This is a genomic window from Acidiferrobacter sp., assembly GCF_054609335.1.
The window spans coordinates 1-20,046 of sequence record NZ_JBTRWP010000048.1 but is presented as its reverse complement, the minus strand read 5'-3'; the positions used below and the strand labels follow the sequence as shown (position 1 = coordinate 20,046).

18 protein-coding genes, 1 tRNA gene and 3 pseudogenes are annotated in these 20,046 nt (G+C 62.5%); 15 read left to right on the top strand and 7 right to left on the bottom strand.

What is annotated here, in order from left to right:
- Positions 1 to 121: 121 nt before the first annotated feature.
- The 6 genes and pseudogenes from tnpA to ACYCTF_RS11570 form a co-directional block, all read left to right on the top strand.
- A pseudogene (gene tnpA, locus ACYCTF_RS11595) lies at positions 122 to 445 on the top strand (IS200/IS605 family transposase); the annotation flags it as partial.
- 207 nt (positions 446 to 652) lie between these two features.
- Positions 653 to 1,102, top strand: a pseudogene (locus ACYCTF_RS11590) (N-6 DNA methylase); the annotation flags it as partial.
- A gap of 741 nt (positions 1,103 to 1,843) precedes the next feature.
- On the top strand, positions 1,844 to 2,086 hold the full coding sequence (locus ACYCTF_RS11585) for a FitA-like ribbon-helix-helix domain-containing protein (RefSeq protein ID WP_461284927.1): 243 nt from the start codon (positions 1,844 to 1,846) through the stop codon (positions 2,084 to 2,086).
- The gene (locus ACYCTF_RS11580; protein ID WP_461284926.1) at positions 2,083 to 2,475 is read left to right on the top strand and encodes a type II toxin-antitoxin system VapC family toxin; all 393 of its coding nucleotides are present in this window, start codon (positions 2,083 to 2,085) and stop codon (positions 2,473 to 2,475) included. Before ACYCTF_RS11585 ends, ACYCTF_RS11580 begins: the two co-directional genes overlap by 4 nt.
- 363 nt (positions 2,476 to 2,838) lie before the next feature.
- A complete protein-coding gene (locus ACYCTF_RS11575) occupies positions 2,839 to 3,093 on the top strand; it encodes an AbrB/MazE/SpoVT family DNA-binding domain-containing protein (RefSeq protein ID WP_461284925.1) in 255 nt (84 codons plus the stop codon).
- Positions 3,093 to 3,458, top strand: a complete 366-nt coding sequence (locus ACYCTF_RS11570) for a type II toxin-antitoxin system PemK/MazF family toxin (RefSeq protein WP_461284924.1) — start codon at positions 3,093 to 3,095, stop codon at positions 3,456 to 3,458. Before ACYCTF_RS11575 ends, ACYCTF_RS11570 begins: the two co-directional genes overlap by 1 nt.
- Positions 3,459 to 3,511: 53 nt before the next feature.
- Here ACYCTF_RS11570 and ACYCTF_RS11565 read toward each other — a convergent pair.
- A tRNA-Arg gene (locus ACYCTF_RS11565) sits at positions 3,512 to 3,588 on the bottom strand.
- 79 nt (positions 3,589 to 3,667) lie between these two features.
- The gene (locus ACYCTF_RS11560; protein WP_461284923.1) at positions 3,668 to 3,940 is read right to left on the bottom strand and encodes an accessory factor UbiK family protein; all 273 of its coding nucleotides are present in this window, start codon (positions 3,938 to 3,940) and stop codon (positions 3,668 to 3,670) included.
- A gap of 88 nt (positions 3,941 to 4,028) precedes the next feature.
- On the opposite strand from ACYCTF_RS11560, the gene ACYCTF_RS11555 reads away from it, so the two are divergent.
- The gene (locus ACYCTF_RS11555) at positions 4,029 to 4,667 is read left to right on the top strand and encodes a TorF family putative porin (protein WP_461284922.1); all 639 of its coding nucleotides are present in this window, start codon (positions 4,029 to 4,031) and stop codon (positions 4,665 to 4,667) included.
- A 33-nt stretch (positions 4,668 to 4,700) separates the two neighbouring features.
- Here the strand turns inward: ACYCTF_RS11555 and ACYCTF_RS11550 are convergent, their stop codons facing one another.
- Both ACYCTF_RS11550 and ACYCTF_RS11545 read right to left on the bottom strand, forming a co-directional pair.
- Entirely contained in the window at positions 4,701 to 5,759 is a 1,059-nt protein-coding gene (locus ACYCTF_RS11550; RefSeq protein WP_461284921.1) for a TQO small subunit DoxD, read from the bottom strand.
- A 234-nt stretch (positions 5,760 to 5,993) separates the two neighbouring features.
- Entirely contained in the window at positions 5,994 to 7,190 is a 1,197-nt protein-coding gene (locus tag ACYCTF_RS11545; RefSeq protein WP_461284920.1) for a class I SAM-dependent methyltransferase, read from the bottom strand.
- A gap of 265 nt (positions 7,191 to 7,455) precedes the next feature.
- Between ACYCTF_RS11545 and metE the strand changes: the two genes are divergently transcribed.
- The 5 genes from metE to ACYCTF_RS11520 all read left to right on the top strand — a co-directional run bounded on the left by metE (position 7,456) and on the right by ACYCTF_RS11520 (position 12,768).
- Complete coding sequence (gene metE, locus ACYCTF_RS11540) at positions 7,456 to 9,744, top strand: 5-methyltetrahydropteroyltriglutamate--homocysteine S-methyltransferase (protein ID WP_461284919.1); 2,289 nt, start codon at positions 7,456 to 7,458, stop codon at positions 9,742 to 9,744.
- Positions 9,745 to 10,015: 271 nt separating this feature from the next.
- Positions 10,016 to 10,354 carry a P-II family nitrogen regulator gene (glnK, locus tag ACYCTF_RS11535; protein ID WP_065971379.1) on the top strand — a complete coding sequence of 113 codons (339 nt, stop codon included), beginning with the start codon at positions 10,016 to 10,018 and terminating at the stop codon, positions 10,352 to 10,354.
- Positions 10,351 to 11,772 (top strand): ammonium transporter, encoded by a 1,422-nt coding sequence (locus ACYCTF_RS11530; RefSeq protein ID WP_461284918.1) that lies wholly within the window; start codon positions 10,351 to 10,353, stop codon positions 11,770 to 11,772. Before glnK ends, ACYCTF_RS11530 begins: the two co-directional genes overlap by 4 nt.
- Before the next feature lie 153 nt (positions 11,773 to 11,925).
- Positions 11,926 to 12,303, top strand: a complete 378-nt coding sequence (locus ACYCTF_RS11525; RefSeq protein WP_065971380.1) for a hypothetical protein — start codon at positions 11,926 to 11,928, stop codon at positions 12,301 to 12,303.
- Positions 12,304 to 12,408: 105 nt separating this feature from the next.
- Positions 12,409 to 12,768 (top strand): c-type cytochrome, encoded by a 360-nt coding sequence (locus tag ACYCTF_RS11520; protein ID WP_211306990.1) that lies wholly within the window; start codon positions 12,409 to 12,411, stop codon positions 12,766 to 12,768.
- Between the two features lie 74 nt (positions 12,769 to 12,842).
- Here ACYCTF_RS11520 and ACYCTF_RS11515 read toward each other — a convergent pair whose 3' ends face one another.
- Complete coding sequence (locus ACYCTF_RS11515) at positions 12,843 to 13,262, bottom strand: rhodanese-like domain-containing protein (RefSeq protein WP_065971381.1); 420 nt, start codon at positions 13,260 to 13,262, stop codon at positions 12,843 to 12,845.
- A gap of 240 nt (positions 13,263 to 13,502) precedes the next feature.
- Here ACYCTF_RS11515 and ACYCTF_RS11510 point away from each other — a divergent pair, with 240 nt between their 5' ends.
- The 3 genes from ACYCTF_RS11510 (at position 13,503) to ACYCTF_RS11500 (ending at position 18,952) form a co-directional block, all read left to right on the top strand.
- Complete coding sequence (locus ACYCTF_RS11510) at positions 13,503 to 14,894, top strand: MFS transporter (protein ID WP_461284917.1); 1,392 nt, start codon at positions 13,503 to 13,505, stop codon at positions 14,892 to 14,894.
- Between the two features lie 61 nt (positions 14,895 to 14,955).
- Positions 14,956 to 16,182 (top strand): alginate export family protein, encoded by a 1,227-nt coding sequence (locus ACYCTF_RS11505; protein WP_114283369.1) that lies wholly within the window; start codon positions 14,956 to 14,958, stop codon positions 16,180 to 16,182.
- Between the two features lie 10 nt (positions 16,183 to 16,192).
- On the top strand, positions 16,193 to 18,952 hold the full coding sequence (locus ACYCTF_RS11500; RefSeq protein ID WP_461284916.1) for a nitrate reductase: 2,760 nt from the start codon (positions 16,193 to 16,195) through the stop codon (positions 18,950 to 18,952).
- 507 nt (positions 18,953 to 19,459) lie between these two features.
- On the opposite strand, the gene ACYCTF_RS11495 is transcribed toward ACYCTF_RS11500, so the two are convergent.
- Positions 19,460 to 19,837 (bottom strand): EthD domain-containing protein, encoded by a 378-nt coding sequence (locus tag ACYCTF_RS11495; RefSeq protein WP_065971384.1) that lies wholly within the window; start codon positions 19,835 to 19,837, stop codon positions 19,460 to 19,462.
- A pseudogene (locus tag ACYCTF_RS11490) lies at positions 19,834 to 20,046 on the bottom strand (hypothetical protein); the annotation flags it as partial. The gene ACYCTF_RS11495 and the pseudogene ACYCTF_RS11490, both read right to left, overlap by 4 nt.

Sequence of the window (20,046 nt, the reverse complement as noted above, 5' to 3'; positions counted from 1 at the left end):
CAGCCCGGCGGGTCACGTTAGGCGCGGGGTCGATCCGCCAAAAATTATCACGACCTCTACCCGTCCCCTTCCGCCTGGAAGTCTCTTTCATTATCCGGGGTGGCGGCAACCACCATGATCGTTAGGCGAGGTCTTCCGCAATCTGGCGGAACGTAAGGAAAGCCGGATCGAGGAGGGCCACCTGATGTCAGATCATGTGCACATGATGATATCGATTCCACCCAAGTACGCAGTCTCACAGGTGGTCGGGTACATCAAGGGCAAGAGCGCCATTCATCTGGCACGCGTGTACGGGGAACGGAAACGCAACTTCGTCGGGCAGCACTTCTGGGCCCGAGGGTACTTTGTCTCCACGGTCGGGCGCGATGAGGCCACCATCCGAGAATACATCAGAAACCAAGAGCAAGAAGATCAGCGCCTGGACCAAATGAACCTGTGGCGTTGATGGGCCACCGTCAGGTAGCCCCCAAGAACCGGGGCCGCGTGAGCGACCCCCTATAGCCGCTTTGAGCGGCTCACAAACTAAAGCCCCCGGCTCTGCCGGGGGATGTTTACCGGGGGGTGGGGCTATTACTACGCAGTACGTTGAGTATTTCCTTCGTACAGCGCGACAGAGTCTTGAGCGCCTTGCTCCTGCTACCGCACAGAAGAATATGCGCAGGGCGTGAAGGCGAATGTCCTATTTTTCGACAAGAAACCGGCCTCAGAAACCCCATGGACGAAGAAAGTCTGGATATACGACCTGCGCACCAACGGGCATTTCACGCTTAAGACCAAACCCTTAAAGCGCGAAGATCTCGATGAATTCGTCAGGTGCTACAACCCTGAGAACCGTCATGTACGGGTGGCCACTTGGTCTGAGCAGAACCCAAATGGCCGCTGGCGCGCCTACACTTATGACGAAATCGTTGCCCGCGACAAAGCGAGCCTGGATATCTCCTGGCTGAAGGACGAATCCTTGTCGGACTCTGACAACCTGCCTGATCCCGACGTGCTGGCCGCCGAAATCGTCGAAGACCTCGAGGCTGCCCTCGCGCAATTCCAGGAGATTGCTGCGGATCTGGGTGCGTCCGAGGAAGCGGGCGAGGTTACCGATACATAAGGCGGGGGCCACGAGCGTCCAAACCGCGGTTCGGTCCGGGTTATGGCTCCAGAGGAGCCGAGTGTCTTTGTGGCTCCAGCCGGGGTGGCCGATGTCCGGCTGACCTGCGGTAATCCAGGGGGTCAGGCGTCGCGCCCGGATGCGCTTGTGGCTGGGTTGGAAGAGAAGGGGCCCTTGGGGCTAACGCTCAAATCGTGTGCATACCTGGGGTGGCCTTAAGGCACCCTGGGCACCCGGTGGGCACCGTGTGGGCACACGCCATAATCCGAGCACACTGGCGGTTTCAGGCCGACGCTCAGAAGCGTTGGTCTTGCGACTGGCGGCCTACGAGCGTTGGCCGATAAGGCCCACGGGTGGCGGTCGGCTTATGGAAAAGAAATCTATGGAATTTCAGTGGGTTGGTGCGCCCTAGAGGATTCGAACCTCTGACCTTTGGAATCGGAATGCAAAATAACTGTGTGTATATTACGCGGGCTATTGTGTAGATATTTGGCGCCATGCGGCATCGTACACACATCTTTCTTGCGATTCAGTACGTTACGTTCGTCCAATTGGTGACACTTTACGCCGACGTAAGCCGATCTTTCTGGACCTCGTGCGGGATTGTGTAACAACCTGGGCCATTCTTGTTACAGGGAAAAGTGAGCGTTGCATGACAAAGCGGTTAACTCGCCGATTGGCATGCGGGCCGGGTGCCTTGTATACTCCAACCATTATGGTGTCACAATGGTTGGAGGTACAATGCCTACGACACTCACCTTGAAAAATATTCCCGACGAGGTGTACGAGCGACTGAAAGCCGCGGCAGGGGCGCATCGTCGCAGCTTGAACAGCGAGGCCATAGTGTGCCTCGAGGCCGTGCTCATACCGACCAAAATGACCTCTAGTGATCGGCTGGCCCGGGCCCGGCAGTTGCGGGCGGGATTGGGTGCGGAGTTTCATATCCGTGACATTGATGCGCTGAAGAAGCAAGATCGTCCGTGATTGTCGTGGACTCGAACGTGCTGGCGTATCTGTACCTGCCCGGGGAATTCACCATAGCAGCGGAAACGCTGATGGAGCGCGATCCTGATTGGAACGCGCCCGTTCTCTGGCGCAGTGAGTTTCGGAACATCCTTGCTGGCTACTTGAGACGCGGGCAACTGACATTCGGTCAAGCACATGCCCTCCAGAGCGAGGCGGAGGACCTGCTGAGAGACAGCGAGTACGAAGTGGACTCGCGGAGTGTTTTGGAACTGGTGCGTGACAGTGAGTGTTCCGCATACGATTGCGAGTTTGTGGCGCTGGCAATGAGATTGGGAACGAGGCTCGTAACCATGGACGGCAAAGTACTGCGTTCGTTTCCGGATATCAGTGTCCCACTCACAACGTAACTACGATGCGCGAAAGGATTCGTGCGCTGCGGAAGAATCTCCATCAACTCGTGTATTTGAACAAAAAAGACGCGGATTTACATGATTGTGAACGGCGAAGCGCTTTGAGAGGTGGTTGCAGAATTTTTGCGCCCAGGGGCAGCAAGTCGGTCGGGGGTCACCGATGACGCTGGCTCGCACAACAATGGCCGACAACGGGCCGTTTGCCAGCATTGCCCCGGCCGCTGCCGTTGCTGCGTAAGATTGGTGCACATTACATCGTGGCAGGGTTAGTCCGTCCCATGGTCTTCCCTCTCATTCTGTGTTGACCGCACTCCCCCTTATGTATATACTTGTTTCTACATTTAGGTAGAGGGTATGGCCGTGTCGATAAGAGCAAAGCTTACGGTACAGCAGTGGGGAAACAGTCTCGCGGTACGCATACCTGCGACTGTGGCGCGCGCTGCCCATTTCACTGTCGGGCAGCCTGTGGAGATTACAGCGGCCGACGACGGCGTGCTGGTCAAGCGTGCGGGTATGCCGAAGCTCACGCTTGCCCAGAAACTCGTAGCGTTTGATCCCGTGCATCACGGGGGTGAGGCCATGGTAACCCAACCGGTCGGTATCGAGGCGATGTGATGGTGGCGCGATCGCAATGGATTCCCGCGCGTCGTGACATGATATGGATTGACTGTAATCCGCAAGCCGGGCGCGAGATGAAGGACGTACATCCGCTGCTCGTTCTGTCCCCGCGCGAGTTCAATGATCGTACGGGGATCGTTATAGGCCTTCCTATGACAACGGCGTCCTATAACGACACGAATCCGTTTGCTGTCCCGTTTGCCGGTCCCAAGGGTGTCATCAGCTACATACTTGCGCACCAGCCCAAGTCCTTCGACTGGCGAGCTCGATCTGCGAAACGGCACCCCTGGGGGCAAGTGCCGGAGCAGACATTTGAACTGGCCTGCGAGACCTTAAATCAGATTATCCAGATTGGTGCGTGACCCAGGGCTAGATTCCGGCCGATCGGCAGAAAACTCATAGGATTTCAATGGGTTGGTGCGCCCTAGAGGATTCGAACCTCTGACCTTTGGAATCGGAATCCAACGCTCTATCCAACTGAGCTAAGGGCGCGTGGGCGCTTAAGGATAGCGCGAAGCACGCATGGGGTCCATGCTGTGGCGCGTCTCTCTCCTCCGCAAGTCTCGCGGGCTTAAACGGCGGTCGGCGGGTTTTTGGTGGACCCGGGATTGGTGCCGTTTTTGGCCTCGAGCTCCGCAACTTGACGTTCGAGGCGTTCGACCAACTCACGGGTTTTCTGAAGGACCGCCTGTTGTACCTCGAACTCCTCGCGCGTCACGAGGCGCAGCCTCTGGAAGGTGCTATCCAGGACCGCGCGGACGTTTTTTTCCACGTCCTGTCCGAACTCCGGGGGGACCGCCGCACGGGCGGTCGCTGCGATTTGATCCAAGATTCGTGTCAGCATGGGCGTAGTATAAGCCTTTCTCCTTGTGGCGCGAAGGGGCCGCGACAAGAGGACTGGTCAGCGGCCCCGGCTGCTATATAATGCGCACGTGCGCACCCTGACCCGCCTTCAATCGACCCTGGCCCTGACTGCCTTGTTGGCGCTTCCCGCCTACGGGGAGGGCGTGAGCGGGCAGGTGTCGCTCATGAGCAATTACGTCTGGCGCGGCATCTCGGAGTCGAACGGCAACCCCGCCTTGCAGGGATCGGTGACGGCCACCGGGCCGGTCGGCCTGTACGCCCGCGCCTTCCTCACGACGCTCGATTACCGCGGTGCCAACGAGCGCGCCGATTTCACGGGTGGTATCCGCGACATGACCCCTTCGGGGCTGGGATTCAACGCCGGCGCTACCGCCTATCGCTTCGATGTGAGTTCGCTCAATTTCGAAGAGACCTTCCTGCGGCTGCGGTTCGGGCCCCTGTCGGCCGGTATCTATCATGACTGGCAGCACGGCAATACCTATCTCGAGGCCGGTTACCGCGCGCGTCTGGGTAGCGGCTTTGGTCTCGTGCTTCATGCTGGGCATACTAGCGGTGACACGGTGGCGTCCTATGACGACTATGGCGTCGGCCTCACGAAGTCGTGGCACAGCTTCAGCGCGGGCGTTTTTGTGACGGCCATCGATCATCATGTTATCTCGGGCCTCCATGGCACTCAGGTCGCCCTGGTTCTGACGCAGGCCTGGTAAGGAACCGCCACCCGCTCCGCCGACCGATCTCCATCAGGACAACGCGGCCTTGGCCGTGAACGTCTTGCCGTTGATGTTTTCGAACAGCACCGTGTAGTGCCCGGCCTTGATATGCACAACCTTCGTCGGGTGCAGGGTGATCCAGGCCTTGGCTCCCATCTTGGCCTTGAGACCAAAGAGTCCCGGCGCGAACTTGTTGTAGCGGTAGATGTTCTTGATGTGCCCCTTGACCGCGCTTTCGAGGGCCTTGCCCTTCCAGACCTCTACGATCCCGTTCGGCCCTTCGACCGCCACCTTGACGACGTGCGAGGGGGCCGCCGGTGTCCCCCCGTCCAGGTAGGCGAGCACCTTCACGCGACCATCCTTACGGAGGGTGGCGTGGCTCAAGCTGATGTGATGTTTGCTCGGGCTTACCGGTCCGCCGTGGAATTTGGTGAAGATTGAGCCGCGGTAGTAGTTGTAGAACACGAGCATAAAGAGCGCGGCGATGATGGCAAGCCCCTTGCCCAGACCCTCGGTCTCGCGGGCCGTGAATGGCGCACTGCCCAGCCAGCGGAACCATCCGGCATCCGCGAGGCTGGGATTGCGACGCAACAGCCAGCTATCGACGGACCACAGGCCGCTACCCGCGACGAATATTGTGCAGCCCATGGCGAAGGTCGATGCCGCCATGGTCCATTCGTCGATGCAGGTGGCACCTTGCCATCCAAACACCAACATGAGCGAGACGCTCAAGGCGAGGCTTAGGATGACGCTCGCGCGGGTCAGGATACCGAGAATAAGCCCGAGGCCGCTTATGAGCTCGACTGCGCTGACCAATACGAGCAGGTCGTAGACAAGCGTCGGGTGGTGAAGAATGGCGCTCAGGACATGCCCAAGCCCGAGCACCGCCCCGGGCATGCCCGACTGTAGCTTGTTGGCCATCCAGCTATGCGCGTGGGGGTCGAGTTTTTGGGGGGCGTATATGAAGCGTCGCGTGCCACCGCCCCAATAGATCCAGCCGAGGACGAGGCGTATCGCCAGCACTGCTGCGCCTGACATACGAAATACGGTTGGCTGATCGTAGGTCTGCTCAAGCGCGTGTCGGGCCATGGTTCTCGCTGCTCCGTCGGCATGTCTTTGTTGTTCTGGAAAGTGCCCGCCCGGTGATGCGACGGCCACTGCACTAGAAGAAAACCCTACTAGACCACACGCCCCAGGCGCTCGCAAGAGACCGGGGCCCACCGTGGTGCTGACCGCAAGATGCGCAAGGAGGTTCCCTGAAAGGGCGCGCCATTGGCCGTGGTCCTTGCCAGAATGCCCCGCGCCGCCCGAGACCCTCCGCCTTCAGGCGCTTTCGGCGATCTTCTTATCCAGGTCGCGTTGGACGTACCAGGCGTCTCGGGTCATGCGTAAGCCCTCGAGCGAGCGGGCCATCTGGATGTGGAAGACCACGAGGTCGCCGATCGCAAACGAGGCCTCGCAGGCGGCGAGGTAGAATTCCCACATGCGCGCGAAACGTTCATCCCAGCGTCGCACGACCTCGTCCCGCCGGGCCTGAAAGCGCTTCTGCCATTCGTGCAGGGTATATCCGTAATGAAATTTGAGTACCTCGATGTCGGCGACCTTGAGGCCGGCCTTCTCGATTGCGGGGATGACCTCGGAGAGCGCGGGATTGTAGCCACCCGGGAAGATATACCGCCGGATCCACGGGTTGGTCTGGCCGGGTGGGCCGCTTTGGCCGATATGGTGGAGGAGCGTGAGTCCTCCAGGGGCCAGGCGTTCGCGAACCTTGGCAAAGAAGGTCTCATAGTGGGGTGCGCCCACATGCTCGAACATCCCCACGCTCACGACCCGGTCGTAGAGACCCCGGTGCTCACGGTAATCCTCGAGCCGGAATTGGACGCGGTCGGAGAGCCCGGCCTCGCGGGCGCGGGCGGTGGCCACGCGGTGCTGTTCTTTCGAGAGCGTGATGCCGGTTACATCGACGTCGGCCTCCCGGGCGAGGTGGAGGGCGAGGCTGCCCCAGCCGCACCCCACATCAAGCACGCGCTGACCGGGTTTGAGCTCGAGCTTGCGCCGTATGAGCTCGCACTTGGCGACCTGGGCCTCTTCAAGGGTCATATTCGGGTTCGCGAAGTAGGCGCATGAGTAATGCATGTCGTGGTCCAGAAACAACCGGAACAGCGACTCGTCCAGATCGTAATGGTGGGCCACGTGGCGCCGGCTGGCCTGGCGGCCGTTGCCTTGTTCGAGATAGCGCCTAAGGTTCGTAAAAAGCGAGGAGGAGGGTTCGTTGGGGACGTTGCGTAAGAGCACCTCGAGCAACATCGCCAAGCCCCTTGGCGCGTCCCAGGCCCCGTCCATGTAGGTCTCGCCCATCTGAAGCCAGGGATTGCGGATCAGGCGACGGATCGCCGACTTGTCCCTTATGACCCACTCGGCCTCCGGCGATCCCTCGCCGTAGCGCCCCACCTGGCCGTCCGGGTAACGAACCGTCAGGCGGCCGATTTTGATGACGTCGGCCAAGATCTTTTCCAGCATAAGCGTCCTCCGGTAGCGACGTTGCGCGGAGCGCCCGGTGTCCTGGGCCGCCATCCCTGCGATATCCTGTCGAACCGATTCTAGCACCCAAAGACCATGTCATGCCTAGGGGCTTGGCAGTCCGCGACCCCGCCGGCCCGTTCGCCCATTGACTCCGGCCACGGTCGAGGTTAGCCTCGCACAGCCGCTGGCGATCCCCGCGTCGGCGCCGTTTTGCCCCCCAACTTGTCATTCGCTATGGGCGCGTTGCCCCGGAGAGTCGATCTTGAGTCTTGCACACATCCTTGGTTTCCCCCGTCTCGGCCCCGATCGGGAGTTTAAGAAGGCCCTCGAGGCCTACTGGAAAGGGAGTCTGAACCAACAGGCCCTCTGCGATGTCGGCAAGGATTTGCGGATGCGCGCCTGGAGTGCCCAGAAGGCCGCCGGTCTTGACCTCGTGACGGTCGGCGACTTCGCGTGGTATGACCACGTCCTTGAGACCAGCGCCTTGTTGGGGGTGGTGCCCCCGCGCTTCGATTGGCAGGGACCGGAGGTGGATCTCGATACCTTTTTCCGCATGGCGCGCGGCGTGGCCCCTACGGGCAAGGCCACGCATGCCTGCGAAATGACCAAGTGGTTCGATACCAACTACCATTACATCGTGCCGGAGTTTCACAAGGGCCAGCGGTTCGCGATCTCCTCGCCGCGGCTCTTCGAGGATGTTGCCGAGGCCAGCGCCGCGGGTTTTCCGGTCAAGGCCGTGCTCCTGGGCCCGCTCACCTACCTGTGGCTGGGCAAAACCAAGGGCGAGGACTTCGACCGCCTGTCGCTGCTGCCCGATCTTCTGCCCGTCTACCAGCAGGTCCTAAAGCGTCTCGCAGACCTCGGGGTGGAGTGGGTGCAGATCGACGAGCCGGCGCTGGTCCTCGATCTGCCCAAGGCCTGGACGGACGCCTATCCCAAGGCCTACGAAGGGCTTTCGGCGGCGGGTCCGAAGCTTCTGCTGACGACCTATTTCGAGAGCCTGGGGGCCAACCGCGAGTTGGCCTGCAAGCTCCCCACGGCGGGCCTGCATATCGATCTCGTGCGCGGCGCGGACCAATTGCCCGCGGTCTTGAGGGCGTTGCCGTCCGACAAGCTCCTGTCCCTGGGCGTGGTCGACGGCCGTAACATCTGGCGCGCCGATCTCGAGGCTGCGCTTAAGGTGCTGCGTGCCGCCCAAGGTCATAAGGGGGGGCTTGCCGTGGCGAGCAGTTGCTCACTGCTGCACGTCCCCGTGGATCTCATGCGGGAGCAGAGGCTGGACGCTGAGATCCGCAGCTGGCTCGCCTTTGCCACCCAGAAGATGGCGGAAGTGGGGCTTTTGAAGCGCGGTCTGGACGAAGGCGACGCCGCCATTGCTCAGGCCCTCGAGGAGAGCCGGCGCGTGGCGCAGGACCGCAAGTCGTCGAAGCGCATCCATGACGCCGTGGTCAAGGCGCGGGTCGCGGCCGTGCAGCCGGCGGATGCGGCGAGAAAGCAGGCGTTCGCCAAGCGGCGTCCGCTGCAACGCGCCCACCTGAACCTCCCCATGTTCCCTACCACGACCATCGGTTCGTTCCCGCAGACCAACGAGATCCGCACCGCCCGCCGCGACTTCAAGGCCGGGCGCATCAGCGCGGCCGAGTACGAGGAGCGGATGCGCGCCGAGATCGCGCTCGCGGTGCGCAAGCAGGAGGAAATCGGCCTCGATGTGCTCGTGCATGGTGAGGCCGAGCGTAACGACATGGTGGAGTATTTTGGGGAGCAGCTCCAGGGGTTCGCGTTTACCGACTACGGCTGGGTACAGAGTTATGGTTCCCGCGCCGTGAAGCCCCCGATCATCTTCGGGGATGTATCGCGACCCAAGCCCATGACCGTGGAATGGGCCAAGTACGCGCAATCACTGACCAAGCGGCCCATGAAGGGCATGCTGACCGGTCCGGTCACCATTCTGCAGTGGTCATTCGTGCGCAACGACCAGGCACGCGCCGATACGGCTTTGCAGATCGCGTTTGCAATCCGCGACGAGGTCTGCGACCTGGAGCGGGCCGGCATTCGCGTGATCCAGATCGATGAACCGGCGGTTCGCGAAGGCCTGCCGTTGCGACGCGAGGATCATAAGGCCTATCTGGCGTGGGCGGTACGCGCGTTCCGCGTGTCTTCCGCTGGCGTGGGCGACGAGACCCAGATCCATACCCATATGTGTTACGCGGAGTTCAATGACATCATCGAGGCGGTGGCGGAGATGGACGCCGATGTCATCACGATCGAGACCTCGCGCTCGGACATGGAGCTCCTGGACGCCTTCGTGAACTTTCATTACCCGAACGAGATCGGCCCCGGCGTCTATGACATCCATTCGCCGCGCGTGCCATCCACCGAGGAAATGGTCCGGCTCATGCGCAAGGCCGAAAAGGTCCTGCCCCCCGAGCATCTCTGGGTCAACCCAGACTGCGGCCTGAAGACCCGCGGCTGGGCGGAGACCGAGAGCGCCCTGCGCCACATGGTCGAGGCTGCAGAATCGCTCCGCAAGACGAGGGCCACCGCCCCGTAGTGGTGCATTATCAATAGGGTAACACACCATAATGGTGCGTTACCGCTCCCCCGGGAGGCGAGGAACCGTCCTAAAGCATGGTTTCCGCCTCCCTTTTCTTTGGCACGCTCCCTGCATTGCTCCCATCGCCCGCCTCTGCTACGGGCACAGTCACACACCAAGGGGGTAATATGAACGCGCTTCGCACAGCGCCCGTGGTCGCGCTCGGGGGATACGGTCGACGTGTATACGGGCGGCAGGGGCTAACCGCCTTTCTCAAGGAGATCTACTCATGAAACTAATAGCCGCCATCATCAAGCCCTTTAAACTCGACGACGTTCGCGAGGTCTTGTCGGAAATCGGGGTACAGGGCATCACCGTGACCGAGGTCAAGGGGTTCGGACGCCAGAAGGGCCATACGGAGCTCTATCGGGGCGCCGAGTATGTTGTCGACTTTCTGCCGAAGGTCAAGATCGAGGTCGCGATCGATGACGACCTTGTGGAGCGCGTGATCGAGGCCATCGGTAAGGCCGCCAACACTGGCAAGATCGGTGATGGCAAGATCTTCGTCTTCGATCTCGAGCAGGCGATTCGCATCCGTACCGGCGAATCCGGGCCGGAGGCGCTATGACCATGACCGGTATCTGGTCTCGCTGGGTGCGTGGCCTGGTCCTCGCGCTCGCGCTCGGAGTTCTTCCGACCGCGGCGCTGGCGGCCAACGCGGCGGCCCCAGGGGGCTCTGCGGCCACGGCGCAGGTCGTGGCAACACCCGCGGCCGCTCCGGCCCCGGCGGCTACGCCGACGGAGGCTGTGAGCAGCGATGCCAACGCCAAGATCAATCCCGGTGATACCGCCTGGATGCTGGCGTCCACGGCGCTTGTGTTGATGATGACCATACCAGGCCTGGCCTTGTATTACGGCGGCATGGTACGCAAGAAAAATGTCCTCGATACCCTTGCGCAAAGCTTCATCGTCACCTGCCTTGTGACCGTGCTCTGGTATGCGATCGGCTATAGTCTCGCGTTCACCAACGGCAATCCCTGGATCGGGGGTTTGTCGCGGGTCTTTCTGCACGGCATGAACAAAGACACGGTCACCGGACTCTCGCTCGCGGTGCCGGAGTCCGTGTACATGACCTTCCAGATGACCTTCGCCATCATCACGCCGGCACTCATCACCGGATCGTTCGCCGAGCGCATGAAGTTCTCCGCGCTGCTATGGTTCATGGGCCTGTGGCTCGTATTCGTCTATTCGCCGATCGCTCACTGGGTCTGGTCATCGGACGGCTGGCTCGCGCAGCTCGGTGCCCTGGACTTCGCGGGCGGCACCGTCGTGCACCTGAACGCGGGCGTCGCAGGTCTTGTCACAGCCCTCGTGTTGGGTAAGCGCAAGGGCTATGGCAAGGAGGCGATGCCGCCCCACAACCTCGTGCTCACCGTCATCGGCACGGCGCTCCTGTGGGTGGGCTGGTTTGGCTTCAATGCCGGCAGCGCGGTATCGGCCGGCGGGCGCGCGGGGATGGCCATGGCCACGACCCAGATCGCGACTGGCGCGGCCGCGCTCGCGTGGATGTTCGCGGAGTGGATGGCGCGCGGCAAGCCGAGCGTGCTCGGCATGGTGTCGGGTGCGGTCGCCGGGCTGGTGGCGATTACGCCGGCCTCGGGCTTCGTGGATCCGACCGGGGCGTTCATCATAGGCATCGCCGGCGGCGCAGTATGTTTCTGGACGGCCACCTACATGAAGAACTTCTTTGGGTACGACGACTCCCTGGATGCCTTCGGGGTTCACGCCATCGGCGGCGCGCTCGGCGCGATCCTGACCGGCGTGTTCGCGGTCAAGGCCATCGGCGGGACGGCCGGGGCCCTCGAGGGCAACGACTATCAGGTGGTTAAGCAGTTGATAGACGTCGGGTCGGTGCTGGTCTACGACGCGGTCGTCACCTACATCATCTTGAAGGTTGTCGATGTCATCGTGGGTCTGCGCGTCAGTGAAGAGGATGAGGTCGAGGGTCTCGATCTTAGCCAGCACGGCGAGCAGGTCTACGAATAGGGTCTCCTCACCCCCAGGGTGTTACGGGCCTCTCGGGGCCCGTTTTTTTCGCGCCCGTTGGCTGCCGCTGTCTGCGTACTCACACGCGATGACGGCTATGTCTTATACTCTCCTGCCGATACCGGAATCCCGGATCAAGACTAAGGAGTTTTCATGCGATACCTGCGCGCCGCGATCTGCGCCGTCCTGTTGGCGGGCAGCCCATTGACCTCGTGCGTGGCCGATACGCTCGCTGCACCGCCCCCCGGGCCTGGCGCCGCGGGAGCGGTCCCGCCGCCCGGGAGCGGCCCGATCCTCAATGGCCCGGGGCAACCGGTCCGGCCGCGAATCCCGGTCCGCGTGCAGCTGCGGCAGCTGGCGCGCCAAGAGCACGTCCTCAAGCGCCGTATGTGGCGGTTACGGATGCGCCGCCGCCAATTTCTGGCCGAGGGTATGCCCTATCATGCCCATCGCGTTCATGAACGCATCATCGCACTTGGTTGGCGTCTGCGCCGCGTGCAGGCGACCGAACGGGCCCTGATGACCCATTAGCCGTCCATGTCCCCAAAGGAATAGTCCGCTGACCGGCGTACCGTGTTAGCATATGATAATAAACGCTTTGTGGTTCTCTGATCGAGACGCTATGAGGGGGTTGTCATGAAGCACGTGGTAAGGAGTTTGGCGGTGGTCGCGGCATTGGGCCTGCCGGGTCTGGCGGTGGCGAACGGGAGTCCGCAGGTCAAGGCGGCGATGACGAGCGCCGGCTGTTTTGCCTGCCATGCCGTGAGCCATAAAGTCATAGGGCCGGCGTATAGCTGGGTGGCCTATGTGTTCGCCCACAAGCCCGGGGCCAAGGTGACACTCGCCCACAAGATCATCACCGGTGGTGCGGGGCGTTGGAATCCCTGGACCGGCGGGATCCCGATGATTCCCCATCCGCAACTGACATTGGCGCAGGCCGAGCAGATGGCCTCCTGGGTGCTGGCGCAAAAGCCAGTGGCCCCGCCCAAGCCTTAGATAGCTGGGCTGAGCCGATTCGTGTCACCGGTCGCGGGCGCCTTCGGGCCCCGCGACCGGCCCTCCCGCCGGCATCACCCGAGTTCCCGCCAGGCACGCACGCCCCCCGCGACCGAGTAGGCGCGCTCGTATCCCATTGAGCGCAGAAGCTGCGCGGCATGCAGGCTGCGTTTGCCGGAATTGCACAGACACAGCAGGACGTTACCCTTCTGGTAGTGATGCTTGTTGATGATCGACAGGAATAGGCGCGCGTCCTTCTCCGTCGGCAGGTCGCAGTCGAGGATCTCTTGTTCCTCGTCGGTCAGCTTATGGCCGAGGATCTTCTTTAAATCAAACAGCGGTACCGACTCGGCCTCGGGTATTTCTCCTTCGAGTTCGAGTTCCGTCGGCTGGCGCACATCGATCAGCGTGGCGATCTTCAAGCCAATGATCTCCTTGGCGGTCTCCGGCCGAATCTCCAGCGGGGGATCTTGTGTCGGTATCGCGGCAACCATAAAACGGGGCCCTCCCGAGGCTTAGGTTATCGCTAGTATAGCGCGCACCCCCCGTGAAAGCCTGCGCCTTCTCGGCCCGCATGGCCGTTGACGCACCATAAGGACGCACGCTGCCCCGTCCTCGACCACGCCGGTCCGCCACGACCCGCAGTTTTTCCCCAATTTGCATCAGGGAGGCGCCCTGTCCCTTGTGCACGAAACTTGCTTTAGCCCGGGGACGACATCCTTTCGGAGACCGGAATGGCGAAGATTTGGGATCACCTGCGTAGCGGCGACTGGCGGTCGCTCGTGGCGAGCTTTTTATATTTTGATACCGGGTTCACGGTGTGGCTGTTATTTGGACCCCTGGCCCCTTACATGGGGCCACACCTGCACTTAGCCCCGGCCGCCATGGGATTCCTGGTGGCGGTGCCGGTACTAAGCGGCGCGTTGCTGCGGGTGCCGCTCGGGCACCTCTACCAGACGCTCAACGGACGCACGATCGCGCTCATGGGCATCATGCTCTCGGCGCTTACGCCCCTGTATTTGCTGTTCGCGCCGGCGGCCCCCACCTTGGGCGTCCTGCTGGTCCTGGGCGTGTTGCTCGGGGTGGGTGGGGCGAGTTTCGCGGTGGCTTTGCCCATGGCCGGCAGCGGCTATCCGCCCAAGGTGCAGGGCCTGGTGTTGGGGCTTGCCGCGGCCGGTAACATTGGCGCAGTCCTGGATGGTGTCCTGTTCCCGCCGCTTGCCCGCCATTATGGCTGGCAATCGGCCATGACCGCGGTACTGCCGCTTTTGGCGCTCGCCGCGCTCGCCTTGTGGGTGTGGGGCCATGACCGTGCGCCCAAGGCCGGCTCCGTCCCCCGGGCGCTCATGGGGTTTTGGGGAAGTCTCGTTTTTCTCGCGGTACTCGTCATGGTCGTTCACCAGGGATGGCTCGGTGTCAGCGGTCATCCCGCGGTGTTGTTGTTACCGGTTTTTGGCATGGCCTTCATGGTCACGCTTCTGCCGTCCGTGCAGCGCGCGGTGTTCCGTGAAGGCGATGCCTGGGCGTTCTTTCTCATCTACGCGATCACCTTCGGCGGCTTCGTGGGCATGTCGGCTTACGTCAGCGTCTTGCTGATCGCGCTCTACCATATCCCCAAGGTCACCGCCGGCCTGCTTATGGCCGGGCTTGCCTTTGCCGGGGCCACGGTGCGCCCCCTGGGCGGCCTGCTGGCAGACCATGCTGGCGGCCCACGCGTTCTGCGTTACGCCCTTTCCGCTATCGCGCTCGTCGATCTCGTATTCGCGTTTTTCGTGCCGGCGCCCGCGGTCGGGATTGCCGCCCTGTTCGCGCTTTACCTTGGTTTTGGTGTCGGCAACGGCGCGACCTTTCAAATGGTCCCGCTGCGTTGGCCGGAGCGCCGTGGCCTCATGACCGGCCTCATAGGCGCCGCCGGCGGCATCGGCGGCTTCTATCTTCCGGTTGTCCTCGGCATCGTAAAACAGGCCACGGCGAGCTATCGCGGCGGCTTTGCGGTGTTCGCGGGTCTGGCCATGGCGGCAACACTGCTTGTCCAGGCCCGTGGCCGGCGCTGGGCGCTTTCGACCCAGGAAATCGACACCGGGACCCCACCGGTCCCCAAGGGGGCGGCCATCGAGAGCGACTGAAGGATCGGCTCGGGTTCATCCAAACCGCTTTACATAATGTCATAAGGGAGGAAGTTGCAGTATGCGGAATTCGCAGAGAATGGTGGTTGCGGCGCTGCTGGCCGCGACCGCGGGGGCGGCATCGGCCCACGGACTGGGGTATGCCTTGACGCACGGAACCATCGATCTGTCTTTGCGGCCTCGTTACGAGATCGTAAAACAACCGGGGAAGAAGGAGGCGCACGCCTTTACCCTGCGCACGCTGCTTGGTTATGAGACCGCAAGCTATGAGCACCTGCGTGTCTTGCTGCAGCTTATCAATGTCGCGAGCTTCGTGAACGACTACAACAGCCTCTTGAATCACAAGACCCAGTACCCGGTTATTCCAGACGCCGCCGCGACCAACGTGAATCAGGCCTATTTGAGCTACTCGGGGCTGCCGGCCACAACGGTGCGCGCCGGCCGCCAGATCATTGTGCTGAACAACGGACGGTTCGTGGGCAACGTCGATTTCCGCCAAAACATGCAGACCTTCGATGCCGTGAGCCTGGCGAACCACAGCCTCCGGCATCTCACCTTGTATGCGGCCTATAGCTGGCGCATCAAGGATATCCTGAACGCACTCATACCGGCGCGCGTGACCTTGTTGAACGCAAGTTACCTGTTCGCGCCCAAGAGTGTGGCATCGGTCTACAGCTACACCTACGAAAACCGCGCCCACACCGTCATCCCTGGGGCGGCGGGCTGTGATGTCCCCGGCGGACCCGCCGTGTGCAATAGCGAGACCGCGGGTATCCGGGTCGCGGGCCAGGCACCTATCACCCCGGGCCTGCGCATCCTCTATGACGCCGATTATGCCCATCAGTCCCCGGCAGGGGGCGGCAGCGCACTCATCCACGCCAGCTATTATCATGCCGGCGGTGGTCTTGGCATCGGGCCGGCGTTCGTGCGTGTCGATGAGGAGGCCATGGGTAGCAATGGCGCCGGGACCTACGGATTTCAGACGCCGCTTGCCACCAAGCACCTGTTCAACGGCTGGGCCGAGGTGTTTCTCGTAACCCCGCCGACGGGCTTGCGCAGTTCCTATGTCACAGTCGGCGGAAAGCTACTGGGTACCCAGCTCATGGCCCGCTACTACCGGTTCCAGGCCTATCACACGAGTGAACGCTACGGCCATGAATGGGACCTGTCGGCGATATACCCCTTCCGTCCCGGACTCGTCGCCGGCGTGCAGTACGCGGACTATCGTGCTGACCACTATGCGGTGAATACGCGCGCGGCATGGGTGTTCGTGTCCTATCACTATTGAGGGACCTGCCATGATGATTCAGGTCGCGCCCGAGGCCGGGCGCCGGGAGACGCGCTCGGTGTGCCCCTATTGCGGCACCGGCTGCGGCGTGATCCTGGAGCACGACGACGCGCATGTGTTCGCGGTGCGCGGCGACCCGCACCATCCCGCCAACTTCGGGGCACTGTGCACGAAGGGGCGGGCACTGGCCGCGACCATAGACAAGGAACGTCTGACAAGCCCGCTGCGGCGCGCGCGTCGCGGGGCCCCGCCTAAGCGCGTGTCCTGGGACGCGGCCCTCGGCGAGGCTGCGTCGCGCTTTGCGGCGGTGATCGCCGAGCATGGCCCGGAGGCTTGCGCCTTCTATGTTTCCGGACAGCTCAGCACCGAGGATTACTATGTCGTCAACAAGCTCGCCAAGGGCCTGATCGGCACCAACCACATCGATACCAATTCGCGGTTGTGCATGGCGTCGGCGGTGAGCGGTTATAAGGCGAGCCTCGGGCAGGACTCGGTGCCGGGTTGTTATGAGGACTTGGAGCACGCTGACGTGATCCTCGTCGCCGGTGCCAACCCGGCGTTTGCCCACCCTGTCCTGTTTCGTCGGATAGAGGCGGCGCGCGCCCGCAAGCCCGGACCGTTTCTCATCACCGTCGATCCCAGGCGCACGGCCACGGCCTCGGGCAGCGACCTGCACGTGGCGCTAAGCCCCGGGACCGATGTCGCATTCTTCCATGGGATCGTGCATATCCTCCTGCGTGACGGCCGTGTCGACCGGCATTTCATCCGCGAGCACACCGAGGGCTTCGAGGCCTTGCGCGATCTCGTCTACGACTATCCCCCGAGACGGGTGGCGGACCTCTGCGGTATCCCGGTGGAGGTCTTGGAGGAGGCCGCCGCCGTCTGGGGGAGGGCGCGCGCCGCGACCTCGCTCTGGTGCCAGGGCCTCAATCAATCGAGCCACGGCACCGACAAGAACCGCGCGCTTATCAACCTGCATCTAGTGACCGGCCAGATCGGGCGACCGGGGGCTGGACCTTTCAGCCTCACAGGCCAGCCCAATGCCATGGGTGGCCGCGAGGTGGGCGGTATGCCGCAACTCCTCCCGGGGCATCGGGAGATCGCCAACGATGCCCATCGTGCCGAGATCGCGGCGCTTTGGGGTATCCCGACGCTCAATCCGACGCCGGGACTCACGGCTGTTCCGCTCTTCTCGGCGCTTGCGAAAGGGCACATCAAGGCCTTGTGGATCGCCTGCACCAACCCGGTCGTGAGTCTCCCGGAGACGCGGCTGGTGGAGGCCGCGCTGCGCGCCGCGTCGTTCGTCGTGGTGCAGGAGGCCTTCCACCCGACCGAGACCGCCGCGTTTGCCGATCTGCTCTTGCCGGCGGCAAGCTTCGCCGAACGCGATGCCGTGGTGACCAATTCCGAGCGCCGCATCAGTCTCATGCGTCAGGCGGTTCACCCCCCGGGGGAGGCCTTGCCGGACTGGCAGATCTTTCGGGATTTCGCCCATGCCCTGGGATCGGCACTCGATGCCACGCCGGTGGCGCAGGTGGCGGGTGAGACCCACGCCCGGCGCGCGCGCCGGCTGTTTGCTTTCGCTACCCATCGTGACGTGTTCGACGAGTACAAGACGTGCACCGCGGGGCGCGATCTCGATATCACCGGACTCGATTGGTCACGACTCGAGGCTGGACCGCAGCAATGGCCCTACCCTCAAGGGGCGAGCGGCGGGCAGGCGCGTCTCTATACCGATCATGTCTTCGCCACCCCCAATGGCCGCGCACGACTCGCGGCCGTGAGCTTCCAGCCGGTGGCCGAATCGGTGTCCGCGACCTATCCCTGGCATCTCACTACCGGGCGTCTGCGCGATCAGTGGCACACCATGAGCCGCACGGGTTTGAGCCCTGGGCTCTTCGCGCACGCCCCCGAGGCCTTGTTGTCAGTGCATCCGCGCGATGCCGCAGGCCTTGGCATCTGCGACGGGGATCTCGTGACTGTGGAGAGTCGCCGCGGCGCGGCCACGGTGCGTGCCCGTACGCATGAGGAGGTCCCCCCCGGGACCGTCTTTTTGCCCATGCATTTCGGCGCACGCTTCAGTGCTCGTGGCGCGGCGAATACGCTGACCGACGCCTCGGCGCGCGACCCGGTATCGAACCAGCCGGAGTTGAAACATGCGGCCGTGGCGGTGCGCAAGGCCGCGCTTCCCTGGCCGGGGCTGGTCATACGGCGCGTGGAGCCGGGGTTGTGGGAGGCGGCGCGCGCGCTCCTGCCGGAACTGTCGTATGGGGCGCTTGCCCGCCATGATTCCCTGTTAGGCGAGGTCCTGGTCCTGCGCCTAGCCTTCGCCGAACGGCCTGGCGAGGATTGGGCGCGGCGCTTGGCCGCCCTGTTCGCGCTCCATGACGGCGAGGTGGTAGGTTATCAGGACAGTCGCGGCGTCAGTAAGCAGGCCCTGCTACGCAACGATCGCCTCTGCGGTGTCTGCCTCTTGGGGGACGACACCACCGGGGCCTGGCTTTTGGATCTCTTGCTCGCAGGGGCCGATGTCGGGGCATGGCGCCACCACCTCGTCGCCCCTGTGGTCCCGGCCGCCGCGGGGGCACCGCGCGGACGCCTGGTCTGTCAGTGCCGCGCGGTTTCCGAGGAAGACATCCGCCAATCGATCAAGGCCGGGGCGCTCACTGTCGCGGCCGTGGGCTTGCGCTGCGGGGCCGGCACTGAGTGCGGCTCGTGTCGCCCCGAGATCGCCGCCCTCCTTAGCGAGAAGCCCGTGTTATCCGCATAGCGCGTTGGCGTGTTCCGTTCCAAGACGGGGTACATCCCTGGCAAGGACCAGGGTCCGGTCCTTCCGGTTCGCGCCCCAAGACGAGAACGAAACCGCGCTTTGAACCACAAGCCTCGTTAGGGCCTGTTCTTCTCATTCTTGCCAGACGGAATCACATACTGAACGCCGGTGGCTCACCGTGGCGACACGGACGCCATATGCCAGACGCGGCTCGTGGGCCCGGAGGTCGGCCCTTGAATTCCGCACTAGCGCCGTGGACTGGCCACTCGGTCTGCCGCGAGGCGCCAATGGGCTCCTCGCCGCGCGCCCGGAATTACCGAACCCAATAAACCCCGCGGCCGACGAATGCGAAACGCCTCCTGACTCGCAAATGCTAGACCGGAGCAAACACCACCCACCCCCTTGGAGGCAAATAGGAGGCGCATTATCAAAGCGTGCATGCCCGCTCCGAAATTAAGGTAGGAACCCCCTCGGCGGCAGGGTCGACACGGCGCCCTGAAATAAAGCCTAGCCATTCTCCTTCACGAGCACATGCTCTTGCGTAAAGAACGCGGCGGATTGAGAAAAGTCGATGAATTTCGCTTCATCATCGAGAAAGACGGAACGAAGCCTTTGTCCCTCCGCAGAGCTAATTGCGTCAACAAAATCCTCTTCCGACTCCCACCAGATTTCCGCGACCCCATCGTATTCCTGCGACATCCCTCGGGACCTTCGCACGTCTTCATTAAGTGGTGTATCAATCGTATGGCTTTGCACATACCGCCTGGCTTTGTAAGCCGACGCAAACCTTTGGAAAAGTGGCCCGTGATGCGTGCGCCAATATTCCTGAAATTCCTTCCGCGACATTTCTGGACGCCGCCTAACGCACATCACCAATTTAATCATGGCCTATATAACTCCTTACCGTCATCCCCGTTGCCGGACATAACCACGATAGCAGGGGTTCCATAAACGAAAAATTGTTCCAATTTCTCGTATACTCCCACCAAGTAGCCCTTTGCTAGGACATGGCCTGTCATGGCCTTTATCATGTCTCTGCGGCCTGGCGTCCGTGGAAATAATGGCAGGCGCCTATCCAAAGCAAATACCTGGAA

Coding starts and splice junctions, on each gene's coding strand:
- ACYCTF_RS11525 (WP_065971380.1), top strand. CDS start 11,926: ATGCGATACCTGCGCGCCGCGATCTGCGCCGTCCTGTTGGCGGGCAGC.
- ACYCTF_RS11560 (WP_461284923.1), bottom strand. CDS start 3,940: ATGCTGACACGAATCTTGGATCAAATCGCAGCGACCGCCCGTGCGGCG.
- ACYCTF_RS11515 (WP_065971381.1), bottom strand. CDS start 13,262: ATGGTTGCCGCGATACCGACACAAGATCCCCCGCTGGAGATTCGGCCG.
- ACYCTF_RS11510 (WP_461284917.1), top strand. CDS start 13,503: ATGGCGAAGATTTGGGATCACCTGCGTAGCGGCGACTGGCGGTCGCTC.
- ACYCTF_RS11545 (WP_461284920.1), bottom strand. CDS start 7,190: ATGCTGGAAAAGATCTTGGCCGACGTCATCAAAATCGGCCGCCTGACG.
- ACYCTF_RS11495 (WP_065971384.1), bottom strand. CDS start 19,837: ATGATTAAATTGGTGATGTGCGTTAGGCGGCGTCCAGAAATGTCGCGG.
- ACYCTF_RS11570 (WP_461284924.1), top strand. CDS start 3,093: ATGGTGGCGCGATCGCAATGGATTCCCGCGCGTCGTGACATGATATGG.
- ACYCTF_RS11530 (WP_461284918.1), top strand. CDS start 10,351: ATGACCATGACCGGTATCTGGTCTCGCTGGGTGCGTGGCCTGGTCCTC.
- ACYCTF_RS11505 (WP_114283369.1), top strand. CDS start 14,956: ATGCGGAATTCGCAGAGAATGGTGGTTGCGGCGCTGCTGGCCGCGACC.
- ACYCTF_RS11550 (WP_461284921.1), bottom strand. CDS start 5,759: ATGGCCCGACACGCGCTTGAGCAGACCTACGATCAGCCAACCGTATTT.
- ACYCTF_RS11585 (WP_461284927.1), top strand. CDS start 1,844: ATGCCTACGACACTCACCTTGAAAAATATTCCCGACGAGGTGTACGAG.
- glnK (WP_065971379.1), top strand. CDS start 10,016: ATGAAACTAATAGCCGCCATCATCAAGCCCTTTAAACTCGACGACGTT.
- ACYCTF_RS11500 (WP_461284916.1), top strand. CDS start 16,193: ATGATGATTCAGGTCGCGCCCGAGGCCGGGCGCCGGGAGACGCGCTCG.
- ACYCTF_RS11520 (WP_211306990.1), top strand. CDS start 12,409: ATGAAGCACGTGGTAAGGAGTTTGGCGGTGGTCGCGGCATTGGGCCTG.